The organism is Dyadobacter sp. OTU695 (assembly GCF_038440355.1).
GTDB lineage: Bacteria > Bacteroidota > Bacteroidia > Cytophagales > Spirosomataceae > Dyadobacter.
Genome location: NZ_JASATN010000041.1, coordinates 1 through 13,380 on the forward strand (window position 1 = coordinate 1; position 13,380 = coordinate 13,380).

The following is a 13,380-nucleotide window of genomic DNA, read 5'->3' on the forward strand; positions in this document are numbered from 1 at the left end:
TAGCTGTCGGATCAATTTAACGTCCCGCGATATTCTGATGGCGTAAAGTTTGTTTTTAATTTAAAAAGCCTGCTGAATGACTGCGAGTGTTCAAAGCCGAGCAGAAAGGCAATTTCGCTGACGGATAATGTCGTGCCGGATAATTTTTCCTTTGCGGCTTCTATCAGCTTGTCATGAATGTGCTGTTGTGCGGAACGGCCGGTATGCTGCCTGATCAGGTCGCTGAAATATTTCGGCGTAAGGTTGAATGTGGCTGCTATTGCAGCTACATTCGGCACGCCACGTTCCGGAATGAGGCCGGTATGTATCAGCTCGTCGAGATACTTTTCAAATTTGGCCAGGAAGGTATTGTACTTTGGTTTACGCGTCAGGAACTGCCGTGTATAAAAGCGGTCAGCATAGGTCAGCAGTAGTTCGAGGCTGGAAATGATCACATCCTGGCTGTGCTTATCAATAGGCCGTAAGGCCTCCTTTTCGATTTGAATGAAAACATGTTCGATGAATGCCTCTTCCTCCTCAGACAGGATCAAAGATTCGGTTGCCGCATATTCGAAAAAGCTGTACGATCTGATCTTGGTCTGCAATGAGGTTCCCTTTATATAATCAGGATGGGCCAGTATCAAAAAACCCCCGGGCGGGATAACTTCACCATTCTTAACGAAAGTTTGTTTAGGGGCGAAAAAAGAAAGGACGCCTTCGTCAAAATCGAACTCGGATTGACCGTAGATTATCTTATTACAACAACCCTTCTTGAAAGTGATCTGGTAAAAATCTGCGCTTAGCTTTATGCCGTCTTCAAGCTCGACCGCGGGGAAATCTTTGAACTGCAGAACAGTAAACAGCGGGTGCTTCGGTTTGCCAAAGCCTAAAAGCTTATGCAATTCAGCTAATGAATCTATATGTAAATGCGGTCTACTGTTATTCTTCATATGCTTAACCTTTTTGGCTGGTCCGTTTTTTAAAAGTCCTGGCCGAGCTAGCCGCAATCACAGAATTGGGTATCAGGGCGAGTAATTTAACTCCAAGGCGGTTAATACTCCCTGATACCGCAGACCTTTTTCTATTATAATAGGCCTTAATAAATTCATCAGCCACCTGGTCTGCCGTTTGGGTAGGTGCTCCGGCGATCAACGCATCGCCCGTCTCGTTTTTTAATGCTGCTGCTTCCATAAAATTGGTGGAAGTAAGACCTGGTGCAAAGAACAGGACATGCACGCCAAAAGGTTTGCATTCCTCGTGTAAAGCCTGAGAAAATGAGCGGACGAATGCCTTGCTTGCACCGTAAAGTGCCATGTAGGGCACCGGCGCAAATGAGATCAGTGAACCCATGTTCACAATCGTTCCGGCTTTCCGTTTTAGCATATCCTGCATGAATAAGTGCGTGAGTCTAACAAGCGCGCCATTGTTTAGTTGCAACATATCCCCAAGGCTTTTTAGGTCAGCGCCGGCAAATTCACCACCTGACCCGATACCAGCATTATTGATCAGACTGCTCACTTCAAGTCCGCGATGTTTGCATTCCCCGTATATGGCTTCGGGCGCTTGCGGGTCGAAGAGATCAGCTGCAATGAAACCAACATGCACACTGTACTTTTTCGACAATTCCTGGCTCAAAAGCCTAAGTTTAGTTTCGTTCCGGGCGACCAAAGTCAGGTTCTCTTTCTTTTCGGCCAGGCGTTTTGCAACTGCTTCTCCAATGCCCCCTGACGCCCCGGTAATTAATGTGGTTTTCATTTCTTGTAATTTTTGGGACAAAGATCCTGACAGAGGGCCTATATTCTGTAACTATAATGCCGGAACTTGTAACCGAATGACTGTTGCAGGTTCGTCGGTTTGGCTGAACCGTGAACGATACCCGATTGCGATGTTCTTGGTCTGGCTAAAATTGTAAAGCTTCGATAGCTGTAAAGGCTGTGCCGCTGACTACCTCATTCCCTGGCAGACTAATCACCAATTCCCGTTCACACAATTATCGCTTCGCGGAAAGATGGTCCCTCCGGCAGGTGCAGTGCCCACTTCTGGGAGATACAGATATCCTCTCGGAAACCACCCCAGGGATTCATCCCCAGGTCATAGCCTGTGAACAGTACATCAGATTATCAAAATTCGAGATCGCACAGGCTGAACCGAAACCACCTGCCGAAAGGGGTTATTTTATCTGATCTGTTCATCCACCAATTTTCTCAGTTCGGTATATTTGGCCTGTCTGCCGTCGGCATTGATATAAAAGGCCATCAAAAACGCACAGTATCCCTTGTTATTATTAATCCATGGGTAGCTGCCAAAAAGTCCCGGACTACTCACCGTTCCACCGCCCATAACCCACTCCCCGTAACCATACCCTGAACCTGCGGTCAGGACAGGCGTATAGGCTATCCTGACATCGGGCGTTATTCTGTTTTCCTGCATCATGGCTACACTTTGCTCTGATAAAAGCCGTTTCCCATGGAAGATGCCCCTGTTTAAAATCATGGTCAGAAAGCGGATATAGTCTTCGGGTGTGCTGATCGCCCCGCCCGCGGGCAAGGCTACTGCACCTGGCCCAAAATCAGTGCTTTTCATGCCCAGCGGTCCGGCGATGCGCTCGGTAAAAAGGGCCTGAAAACCCCGGCCGGTAATCTTCTCGAGCACTGCACCTGCGATCTGAAGACCGGTATTGCTGTAACGAAAAACTGTTCCCGGAAGTCCCTCCGTGGGGTAGGCTGCGATCTGGCTGATCACTTCGTCCATATTTTTGGCTTGCCTTATCTCTTTGAGGTCTTCTTTCAGATCCGGGGAAAGGATACCTGTCATGTGTGACAGGCAATCGCCGATCGTGATACTGCCCTTGCCATTTTTGGAAAGTACAGGCAGAAATTTCCCGACCGTATCGGTTAACAGTATTTTGCCTTCATCGACAAAAGTCATCACCAGTGCTGCACTTAGCCATTTGCTGCAACTGGCGATGGATTGTCTGGTCGCCTCGGTGTAACCGCCTAAATCAGGTTCCGCTCCCTTCCTTTTAGCCATCAGCCTGGCGAGTGTCTGCTGTCTGCCATTCATTTTATTGACCGAATGACTGTAAATTATCTTTCCATCTTTATGGATGATCAGTATCAGCCTCCCTCCCATCTCCGCGGCATGGGAGTCGATCCATTGATCTACCACGGAAAATGGCTGCTGGGCGTGTCCAATGACAAATGGCAGTAGCACCATCATCGTTAATACTAGCTTTTTCTTCATTCCGTTTGAGACCGTTATTCGCAGTGAGCTATTCTTGGATTATATAATGCACTGCTGCACTTAAAATCATATTTACTCTGATCGTACTTTGGGGCGGGGTTATCGGTGACTTCAAGCGGGACCATGAACTGCCCGTTATATCCCGGCATGGTTATCTGTTGGGAAGAACCATTGCCCAGCGCCACATTTTTTCCCGCCGCACTGTTATTAAAACTGTAATCAATCATTGCGTCCAGCAAGCGGTATACCCCATAATAATCATAGGCATCGTAGGCTGTACGGGAATTGGGAAGCGTATGTTCCGTAGCATATTTATAGCCGGCCACCGTTGATGGCTTCAGGTAACAGTAGTCCTTTTCAGTGCTGCGAATATTGATATTCTTAAAGATATCGATCGCCATCCGATGATCATTAAAAACATCCTCGTCATACACCTGGGTGATCATCTTCGTGTTGGTCGGAAAACTGGCCAGCTGGGCGGGCGTGATCTGATAACTGTACCAAGGTGCCATGGTAAACAGGAAACGCCCGTCTACCCCCCAGCCTTTGTCGGTGAAAGCTTTATAGGCCAGGCCGATCGAGGCCCCACCACCAAAGGAATGCCCCATGAAGCCTACTTTCCTGGTATCGATGATGCCCGGATAATCAGATGCCGCTTTGGTAAAGCCGGTCCATAAGGTCAGGTAACGATGGTCAATACTCGTATCATTGGTTGCGTATGGTACAAACACAACTACGTAACCCTTTTTGGCAATGAATTCGAACAGCCCCCGGTTATATTCTTTGCTTTCACCTCCATAAGGATGCGAATAGAAAATGGTCGGCCTGGGTGAAGCGGTACCCGATGGATAGAATATGGTCACGTTGGTGCCCGAATATTCCGTATTGGGAAAGTCGATCTCCGAAACCGCGTATGTGCCGTCAGCTCCGTATCCGAAAGCAGGACGGGAAATCGGCCCTGCCAGATCATCATCGACCGGTTCTGCCGTGGGCGCATCTGTACTTTTGGAACAGCCTGATAAGATTAAGGCCAGCAGGTACAACCTGAATAATATGGTTTTCATTTTTTCTGTTATTGATGATCTATTTGGGATTCATTCGGATTTACCGGTTTCTCTTCTCTCTTTCAATTCTGCCTTCATCTCATCCTGGAAAGCCTGGTATTGTTTGAATTGCTGCGCGGTTAAGATCTTTTTGAGCTCTGCTTGCTTTTCTTTCTGCGATGAGCTGATCTGTCTGAACTTAGAAAACTTACTGTCGCCACTTTTGATGACCTGCTCGTTCTTCAATGCGTATTTCAGGTTGATGGCTTTAACCTGCTTTAGCTGCGCAGTATCCAAGCCAAGCTTACTTTTCATCATTTCCGTTTGGTATGCTGCTCTTTCCTGTGGGGTTTTATCCTGCATTGCGGAAGCGTTCTGTGCCATAGCCAGTGGACCGGACAGCATAAATAACAGTATCAGTCCTCCAACCATGCCCTTTGTGGTGTTGCTACTTTTCATATTTGTTGAATTTATTTTTACTGTTTAGATACTGATATTGTTTTCACTGATAGATAGATTTCAGGTGTTTCTTCCATCGCCATAAATTGGAGATGGCAGTTTGAACGGTTAGCGTTGAACGACAACTGCACTTCTGCGTGCGGCCGGGCGTACCACAGTCACTACGGGACGCACAATAACGGCAGGCCGCGCCTGTGTTACCGGGCGGTTTACGATAACGGTTCGGACTGCAGGTGCAATCAGGTGACGGACAGGTCTTCTTACGATTACACGAGTTTGAGCGTGTGCATAGCCAACACCAATGGTAGCGAGGCAAATGATAAAAATGAGCTTTTTCATACTGTTTTGTTTTTATGATGTTTATAATTAGGACCCTGTTTTTTCGCGTCTGGTTTTCACTTTTCCGGTGAATCGTCTGAATCTGGGGTAGAACCGTCCTGCGGTTTAGCCCGACTTGCCGGTCTGAACAAATCAATAAAACCCTGCAAGACAAGTCTGAATGGATTGTGACTTAAAAAGCCCGTCTTAAGGCCATAAACCACCTTCTCTGTTTCCGGTTGGTAAGTGCCAAACAACCTGTCCCAGATAATGAACACACCTCCAAAATTCTTGTCGATATAAATGGGATTACTGCCGTGGTGTACGCGATGTGATGAGGGCGTATCCATTACCTTTTCAACCGGTCCAAGCTTGCCGACAGCTTCTGTATGCAAAAGGAATTGGTAGGCAAGATTGAGCGCGTAGGAGAGCACAATAAAATCAGGCGGCATACCCAGCAAGGTTGCCGGAATAAAAAACAAGGGGCTGACAAGTGCTGAGAACCAGTTAAGCCGGTAAGCAGCCGTCAGGTTCATGCGCATCGCTGAGTGATGAACCATGTGGAAGGCCCATAAGGGTTTCCAAAGGTGCGATATGCGGTGAAACCAGTAATAGATAAAATCAGCTGTCAGAAAGGTAAGCAGGAACACCCACCCATTTTGCGGCAGCCTGAACGGGGAAAGACCGGTGAAAAAACCAAGCAAGCCTAGCTGGTAACCGGCAAAGAGGTATTTAGAGAACTGGAAACCGGCGAAAACAGCTAGATTGGAGAATGTCTCCTTCACATGATAGGCATGTTTTCCATTTTTCCAGCTCCAGATGATCTCCGTAGAGACCAATCCCGCTACAAACAATAATATATAGATCCGGTAAGGTCCGATGTGGTTTTTCATTTCGTGGATTCTTATTTGCATTGGCCTGATGGCTTGATACAAAATTGACCCAAAAGGAGATCTGAGCCCTTGGCAAACCCGGTGAAATAGAAAAATCAGGGGGTGAATTGACCTAGCTGGTCATCCACTTTTTAAATTCGGCAGTCTTCGCTTTACTGATAATAATATGCTCGTCCGGCTGCGGTTTTACCTTGACTAGTAAGCGCCCGTTGAAATAAAACTCTGCCTCGATGACAGCGTTACGATTGAGGATAAACTGGCGGCTTACCCTGAGAAATAACATTGGGTCCAGTTGTTGTTCCAACTGCTCCATGGTTGACTCCACGACATATTGTTTGTCATCGAGCGTGCGGAGATGGACTACTTCATTGGCCGTATAGAACCACGCGATTTTAGCGGTTTCCAAGGGGATCAGTTTATCCCGGTAGTGTACCAGAAAGGATTTTTTATAGGGTTTGGTCAGGTTGCCCAGCTGTGCCAACAGTTCTGTGAGCAATGATGCATCTGGTTTCTCTGCGCAACCTGTCCACTTCTTGTACTTTTCCAGTGCGACACTGATCTCATCAGGATCAAATGGCTTGAGAATGTAGTCGATGCCGTTGTTCTTAAATGCGGTAATCGCGTAATCGTTGAAGGCGGTCACGAAAATAACCGGCCGGGATATGGCTGTCTGTATGAAAATATCAAACGAAAGACCGTCCGCCAGACGGATATCCATAAAGATCAGGTCATACGAATCAGGATTGCCATTGAACCAGGTAACTGCACCGGATACGGAACTCAGCGTTTTGACAACGGCGAGGTTGTCGCCTGATTCATTTAAAATATGGATCAGGCTGCGGGCCGTTGCAGCTTCGTCTTCTACCACTACAATACGGATAACTGTCATTGCTTTAAGGGGAGTGTTACGATAAAGTGTGTATCGGACCGGCTGATCTCAATTTCGTGGTGCAGCATGATCCTGAAACGTTCATTCAGGTTGGCGAGGCCCATTCCATTGCTCGCTTCCGATATTGGTATTTCCCAAAGGCTGCTGCTGAAAATAAGTTGATCGCCCCTTGCCTCAATCGCTACCCGTAATGGCCTTTCTGGTGTTGCCGCATTGTGCTTGACTGCATTTTCAAGCAGTGGCTGTAAAGATAAATGAGGGATTTTGATAGGCATGTACGCCTCTGCAATGTTGATTTTTAGCTCAAACGCATCTTCCAGCCGCATGGAGATAAGTTTTGCAAACGATGTGAGCATCGCCAGCTCATCGGCCAGGGTGACCAGGTCCGTATGGGAACCTACCAATGCATAGCGAAAAACAGTTGACATGTCCCGAATGTATTTCTGAGCCTGCTGCGGATTTTCACGCACTACGGCCGAAAGGCTGCTCAGGGAATTGAATAGGAAATGTGGGTTCATCTGTTCTTTTAGCAATTGCAATTCTGATGCCAGGTAAGCATTCTTCAATTGCTGGTTTTCGGCGGCGATGCTGCTGGAATTACGCATCAGCAGAATGATCTTTATGATGATGGCCGTCAAAATGGCGCTTAGTCCCAACCGAAAGAATGCACCCGAGAACATCAGGCGTGGTAATTGGCGATCCGTGAAAAACAAACGTTGTAAAACAGTTCCGATGACCAATAAAACACAGAAAACAAGGAAGTTGGAAATGGCGTAGGGGAAATATTGTTTCTTTTCACGGTAGGATGAAAGCGATTTTCCCCTCCGCAGGTTAACGCTGAAAAGCAGGCCGCAAAAAAACAGGTTGAATGCGAACTGGAATAAAAGCTCGAAAGGATTAAAATGCCAGTATTGGGCCATAAGCCCATTTTCACGTAAAGCCAAAAGTTTTGGTGCGTTTACCACCAGTGCAATAAGCAGGGAACTGTACCCACAAATACGGCGCTCATTCTTGTCCATCGTTAAACTTACTGAAAAATTAAAATTTCAGAGCCGCCAGAGATGTCAGTTAGATAAACCAGCGGGTGAAATGAAGAATTTTGGCTGTCAGTTAGCCGCTTTGGCTATTACACATAAGCCTGATCCAAATTCTGAATCAGAAGTCCTGTAACCTGGGCCAATTCTTGGGAAATGAGGTGCAGCGACCACCTGATTCGGTGGCAAATTCACCAGCTTTATTTCCGGCATATCTCAATAACCACCTGTGAACAAGTATGTTATTATGGCCATTAAAATCCGAAATACCATGGTCAGTCCAGCGCGAATTACGGTGGTCAGCCGATCCGAATTCTCTACCAATTTTAGGACACATTAAAGAATGGAATTAAGAGTGTGAAGTAGCTACGATTTCCAAGAAGACTCATTACAAATATCCCGTATAGGGAACAAATTGACAATTGCGGCGATCTGAGATGCTTCAAGTGTGCTCCCAGAGGGATTTAAGATCACTCGTTTATTTCAGTTTTACGCCAGATCTGGCTCAGATTCACTTCCCAAGTCTTAATTTTACGACGAATAACCACAAACACCCATCAGAAATGACAAAAGCAGACCTTGTTTCCCAGATCACTGAAAAGACCGGCATTCCAAAGGAAGAAGTTGAAAAAATCATCGAATCATTTTTTGTAACCATCAAAGACTCGCTCAGCCAAGGCGAAAACATTTACTTCCGCGGCTTTGGCAGCTTTATCATCAGGCAAAGAGCTGCTAAAACGGCCAGGAACATTTCTGAGAAGACCACTATCGTCATCCCCGCTCACCAGATTCCTTTCTTCAAACCAGCCGACGACTTCATCAACCAGGTCAAGGAAGGGGTGCTGGTAAAATAGCACCCCGCTGTTTCGATGGCATAAAGAATCCCGCAACAAATGCTGCGGGTTCTTCAATACCAAGCAGTATCGGCAGATCCCTGCGTATCGCTTCTAACATTTCCGGTGGTAAGCATTGGGCCCCTGGGGGGCTGGCTCAGACGGATCAGGCTGGGGCGTTTACGATTGACGATCGCTCGTAACGGATATAACCATACTCGCTTAGCTGCCTGACATATCTGAAATAGGTGGGGCTCCTTCAAGTGGCGACATAACCTGGTGCCTATGGAAAAACTGGTTTACGCTTATATTCTTAGTGTGGAAGGTGCGGTCAACGGCAGGATTTTGAAGGTTTATTCCTTACCTAAGATGCAGCTATCACCTACTGATCCTGTTAATCAATCTCCGTCTCATTCGGAAAGTCTTTCATCTGAACAGAAAACGCTTCCGAAAACTTATCACTGTAAGCAACAGCCCATTCGGCCATTGCAAAGAGTACGGGTCGTAGGGCTTTCCCGGTTTTTGAAAGCTCATAAGTAACGTAAGGCGGCACAACGGGCTTTGACTTTCTTATCAATAACCCGTCGTGCTCCAATTGCTTCAATTGGTTGATCAAGACTTTCTCGGTAATGGCAGGAATGGACTTGTTCAACTCACTATACCGCTTTTTACCGGACAATAAACTGAATAAGATAATCGGTTTCCAATATCCTCCGATCTTCTCCATGACGAATGTAACCGGGCAGGCAACGAACGCCAGCGCTTTGTTCTCCTGAATCGTTGATGTTTCTTTTATTGCTGTCATAATGCTAACCTACCTCAGGGTAAGTACTTGCACAAAGGTAAGTACGATAATAGCTTTGCGAGCAACTAAAAAAATAAAAAATGAATATTCTTGTTACAGGTTCTTTGGGGAACATTAGTCGGATACTGGTAGAAAAGCTGGTGGCTGCTGCACACAATGTGAAAGTCATCAGTTCTGACGCTGACAAAGTGGCGGCGATTCAAAAATTAGGAGCCACTCCTTTAATAGGCTCTGTTATGGATGAGGATTTCGTCGTGAAGTCTTTTGGTGGTAGTGATGCCGTTTACCTGATGATTCCTCCCAATTTCAGCACCCCGGACTATGGGAAATTTACCGCTACAACCGGAAACAACTACGCAAATGCAGTAAGGAAATCGGGTATTAAACATGTGGTTAATTTGAGCAGTGCCGGCTCCGCGCTTGCTGGGAAGCCGCCATTGGACCATTATCAAAACCTGGAAATGTGGCTAGACGAATTATCGAACATGCATGTGATTCATTTGCGACCGGGTGGATTTTACTCGAACTTTTATGGAAGCATGAGCATGATTAAATACCAAAGTATGATTGGCAACAACTTCCCTGACGACAGAAAACTGATCATGTCTCATCCGGCAGACATTGCCGATGCGGCAGTTGATGCATTCAATACGCTTTCGTTCAAGGGAAAGAACATTAAGTATATTGTCAGCGATGTAAAAAACGGAAAAGAAATCGCTGCAATACTTGGGGCGGCAATCCAAAAGCCTGATTTGAAATGGGTGGAATTTACGGATGCGCAATTACTGCAAGCATTAATGCAGAATGGATTTTCCAAAGATGCCGCACAGCATTACATTGTAGATATGGGTGTTGCCATACGAGAAGGGATCCTGGACCGTCACTATCAGCAAAACACACATGAAGTTGTCGGGAAAAGAAGTTTTGCAGAATTTGCTAGCGAATTTGCGCAGGTGTATTCGGAAGGCAAGGACTAGTCGGTGTAACTTACAGATTGAAAGTGTTTCCTTCTTATTTTAAGATAGAGAGTTAAGTATACACTAGAGGAACAATGCCAAGCTTTCGTAGGGATGGCAAGGACGCCTGAATAAGATGGAAAAGCATTTGCTCCGCTGAGCGACGTACATTAAATTTCGCCGTGGATGATAGTCGATCTCTCAGTAGATCAACATTTCTTTCCGGCCTCCATTACGCACTATATAGTGGGCGACCCTGCATTTAACTTAATCGCGCGGCTGGTCATGCTCCCCCTGGTCATTGTCTCTTATTTGTTATGGTCGGCTCAGGCTGCATACCCTGAGCGCGGCTTGATTCTCAACCGTAGCAATTAATTATCATCAACACATGACAAATCAAGAGGCCATAGAACTAATCGGTGGCGGCGCCGATGGCGAGCATGCACAGTACTGGTTAGATTTGGGTTGTGGGACGGGGACTTTCACCGAAGCCTTGGCGACGATGCTGCCAGCGCACAGCAAGATTACCGGCGTCGACAAAAGCAACCAACAGCTTCCGCCTCAAATGGGCAACCAGGTTTCGATCAAATTTATCGAGGCCGACTTTGAAACAAAGGCGTTGGAAGTGCCGGGATTAGACGGGATACTGATGGCGAACTCCCTTCACTTCATCAGGGATAAAGAATCCTTAATCCGGCGCCTGGAACAACATTTTAGTAAAGGTAGAAGGTTTTTGATTGTTGAATATGACACGACGTCATCCAATACATGGGTGCCATATCCCATTGACTTCAAAGGTCTAAAAAGCCTTTTCGACCGTGTCGGGACTTATTCGATATCAAAACTTGGGGAGCGCAGGTCATTGTATGGTTCCGCGATGCTCTATGGTGCGCTAGTTGCTTCCCCGGTTGAACCAATAAACTGATCGAAAACCGAGGCCTTCAACAGATCAAAAAGCCACCGCCTAATTCAAGCTTTCACGGTACTGTATCGGAGACATGTTCGTCTTGTTCTTGAACAGCTTATGAAAGGATTGCGGATACTCAAAGCCCATCTGATAGGCAATTTCACTGACTTGTAAGTTCGTCGTCGCCAGTAGCTGCTTCGCCTTGTCAATCACCCGGGCTTGTATATGCTGCTGCGCTGTTTGTCCTGAAACGGTCCGTAACATATCGCTAAGATAATCGGCGGACACGTTCAACTCCCTGGCGACCTGTTGTACGGTCGGTAGCCCTTTCTGCGATTCCAGAAACCCGTTTAGCACACCTTCCAATCGGATCAGGATTTCGTCGTTAGCCACTTTTCGCGTGATAAACTGACGGGCATAAAACCTGCTACTATACTGCAGCAAAAGCTCAATGTGGGTGATCATCACTTCATGGCTGAAATGATCGATGCTGCTTTGATACTCGGCCTCTATGCTGGCAAACAGGTCCTTGATCTTCGCCTCCTCCTGCTCTGACAGATGAAGGGCTTCGTGGAGCTCGTAGGAGAAAAAACCAAAATTCCGGATTTTCGTAGCCAGCGAAGTGCCTGCAATGAAATCCTGGTGGAACATCAGTGTCATGCCACCCGGCGGTTTTGATCCCGGGTCCAGTTTCATCAGCAGCTGATTCGGGGAAATAAAGGCCATCATACCTTCATCGAAGTCGTAGTGCCGGTGCCCGTACTTCAACCTGCCGTCATAATCCGTTTTGATGGATATGCAGTAAAAATTGAGGGTAAAATGTTGCAGATCGACCAGTCTGGCGTAATCAGCATGTTCATGCCGGAATACGCTGATCAGCGGATGTTTAGGCTTAGGCAATCCGAGCAGCCTGTGCTGCTCGGATATAGAATTGATCAGGTATGGCTTGTTCATTGATTGAAGTTACAGGGTTTTCATATCAATGACAAAACGGTAGCGGACATCACCTCTTTGCATGCGGTCATAGGCAGTATGGATATCCTTGATATCAATCAGCTCAATGTCGGAAACAATACCATGTTCGGCGCAAAAATCCAGCATCTGTTGTGTTTCGGGCAGCCCTCCGGCGCCAGACCCGGCAATGACCTTATTGCCCGTTGCCAGCGAAAAGGAGCTCACCTCCCAAGGCTTGGCCGGCATCCCGACATTAATGTAAACACCGTTGCTTTTTAAAACCGCCAGATAAGGATTTACATCGCTGTTGCCCGAAACGGTATCGAGCACAAAATCAAATGTTTTAAAGGCTGCTTTCATCTGTGCTTCCTGTCTGGAAATGATAAAATGATCAGCCCCGAGCTGCATAGCCGCTTCCTTTTTGCCGGGACAAGTACTCAGCACAGTCACTTCCGCACCCAAGGCTTTCCCAAACTTAACGGCCATATGGCCCAATCCACCTAAACCGACCACAGCCAGTTTATGTCCTTTACCTACGTTCCATCTTTTTAGCGGCGAATAGGTCGTTATCCCTGCGCAAAGTAATGGGGCCACTCCGGCCAGGTCGAGCTTTTCGGAAATGTGATGCACGAAATCTTCATGGACCACGATGGTATTGGAATATCCGCCGTAAACAGGCTGGCCGTCATGGCCCAAACTATTGTAGGTTTGCACCGGGGCGACACTGCAAAACTGCTCTTGCCCGTTCTTGCAATCAGGGCACTCCCGGCAGGAATCTACCATCACGCCCACGCCACCCAGACCGCCGATGCTGAACTTTGTGGCATGGGCACCCAGGGCACTGATACGCCCCACGATCTCATGCCCTGGAACCATCGGGAAAATTCCTTCAAACCATTCGTTACGGGTCAGGTGAATGTCGGTATGACAAACCCCGCAGTATAGAATTTCGATCTGTACATCGTGCGCGCCGAGCTCGCGTCTTTCAAATTGCCAGGGCGTTAGTGGGCTCTCTGCCGTTTGCGCCGCATATCCTTTTGCTGTTATCATAATATCATTTTATGATA

Annotated in this window: 14 protein-coding genes; 3 read left to right on the forward strand and 11 right to left on the reverse strand. The window is 46.9% G+C overall.

The window, feature by feature from the left end:
* Positions 1–11: 11 nt before the first annotated feature.
* From AAHB90_RS31960 to AAHB90_RS31995, 8 genes are all read right to left on the reverse strand, one after another.
* Positions 12–929: a helix-turn-helix domain-containing protein gene (locus tag AAHB90_RS31960; RefSeq protein ID WP_342089399.1), complete on the reverse strand. Its 918-nt coding sequence runs from the start codon at positions 927–929 to the stop codon at positions 12–14.
* A 4-nt stretch (positions 930–933) separates the two neighbouring features.
* A complete protein-coding gene (locus AAHB90_RS31965) occupies positions 934–1,734 on the reverse strand; it encodes an SDR family NAD(P)-dependent oxidoreductase (RefSeq protein ID WP_342089400.1) in 801 nt (266 codons plus the stop codon).
* 420 nt (positions 1,735–2,154) lie between these two features.
* Positions 2,155–3,222: a serine hydrolase domain-containing protein gene (locus tag AAHB90_RS31970; protein WP_342089401.1), complete on the reverse strand. Its 1,068-nt coding sequence runs from the start codon at positions 3,220–3,222 to the stop codon at positions 2,155–2,157.
* A gap of 14 nt (positions 3,223–3,236) precedes the next feature.
* Positions 3,237–4,286, reverse strand: a complete 1,050-nt coding sequence (locus AAHB90_RS31975; protein ID WP_342089402.1) for a hypothetical protein — start codon at positions 4,284–4,286, stop codon at positions 3,237–3,239.
* 30 nt (positions 4,287–4,316) lie between these two features.
* The gene (locus tag AAHB90_RS31980) at positions 4,317–4,724 is read right to left on the reverse strand and encodes a hypothetical protein (RefSeq protein WP_342089403.1); all 408 of its coding nucleotides are present in this window, start codon (positions 4,722–4,724) and stop codon (positions 4,317–4,319) included.
* A 395-nt stretch (positions 4,725–5,119) separates the two neighbouring features.
* Positions 5,120–5,956: a sterol desaturase family protein gene (locus AAHB90_RS31985; RefSeq protein ID WP_342089404.1), complete on the reverse strand. Its 837-nt coding sequence runs from the start codon at positions 5,954–5,956 to the stop codon at positions 5,120–5,122.
* Positions 5,957–6,047: 91 nt separating this feature from the next.
* On the reverse strand, positions 6,048–6,824 hold the full coding sequence (locus tag AAHB90_RS31990) for a LytR/AlgR family response regulator transcription factor (protein ID WP_342089405.1): 777 nt from the start codon (positions 6,822–6,824) through the stop codon (positions 6,048–6,050).
* The gene (locus AAHB90_RS31995; RefSeq protein ID WP_342089406.1) at positions 6,821–7,768 is read right to left on the reverse strand and encodes a sensor histidine kinase; all 948 of its coding nucleotides are present in this window, start codon (positions 7,766–7,768) and stop codon (positions 6,821–6,823) included. Before AAHB90_RS31995 ends, AAHB90_RS31990 begins: the two co-directional genes overlap by 4 nt.
* A 653-nt stretch (positions 7,769–8,421) precedes the next feature.
* Between AAHB90_RS31995 and AAHB90_RS32000 the strand changes: the two genes are divergently transcribed.
* Positions 8,422–8,712: an HU family DNA-binding protein gene (locus tag AAHB90_RS32000; RefSeq protein ID WP_342089407.1), complete on the forward strand. Its 291-nt coding sequence runs from the start codon at positions 8,422–8,424 to the stop codon at positions 8,710–8,712.
* Positions 8,713–9,085: 373 nt separating this feature from the next.
* Here AAHB90_RS32000 and AAHB90_RS32005 read toward each other — a convergent pair whose 3' ends face one another.
* Positions 9,086–9,496: a winged helix-turn-helix transcriptional regulator gene (locus AAHB90_RS32005; RefSeq protein WP_342089408.1), complete on the reverse strand. Its 411-nt coding sequence runs from the start codon at positions 9,494–9,496 to the stop codon at positions 9,086–9,088.
* Between the two features lie 80 nt (positions 9,497–9,576).
* Between AAHB90_RS32005 and AAHB90_RS32010 the strand changes: the two genes are divergently transcribed.
* Together AAHB90_RS32010 and AAHB90_RS32015 are read left to right on the forward strand one after the other, a co-directional pair.
* The gene (locus AAHB90_RS32010; protein ID WP_342089409.1) at positions 9,577–10,473 is read left to right on the forward strand and encodes an NAD(P)H-binding protein; all 897 of its coding nucleotides are present in this window, start codon (positions 9,577–9,579) and stop codon (positions 10,471–10,473) included.
* Positions 10,474–10,840: 367 nt separating this feature from the next.
* The gene (locus tag AAHB90_RS32015) at positions 10,841–11,377 is read left to right on the forward strand and encodes a class I SAM-dependent methyltransferase (RefSeq protein ID WP_342089410.1); all 537 of its coding nucleotides are present in this window, start codon (positions 10,841–10,843) and stop codon (positions 11,375–11,377) included.
* Positions 11,378–11,416: 39 nt separating this feature from the next.
* On the opposite strand, the gene AAHB90_RS32020 is transcribed toward AAHB90_RS32015, so the two are convergent.
* Both AAHB90_RS32020 and AAHB90_RS32025 read right to left on the reverse strand, forming a co-directional pair.
* The gene (locus AAHB90_RS32020) at positions 11,417–12,313 is read right to left on the reverse strand and encodes a helix-turn-helix domain-containing protein (RefSeq protein WP_342089411.1); all 897 of its coding nucleotides are present in this window, start codon (positions 12,311–12,313) and stop codon (positions 11,417–11,419) included.
* Between the two features lie 9 nt (positions 12,314–12,322).
* Entirely contained in the window at positions 12,323–13,363 is a 1,041-nt protein-coding gene (locus AAHB90_RS32025) for an NAD(P)-dependent alcohol dehydrogenase (protein ID WP_342089412.1), read from the reverse strand.
* Positions 13,364–13,380: the final 17 nt, after the last annotated feature.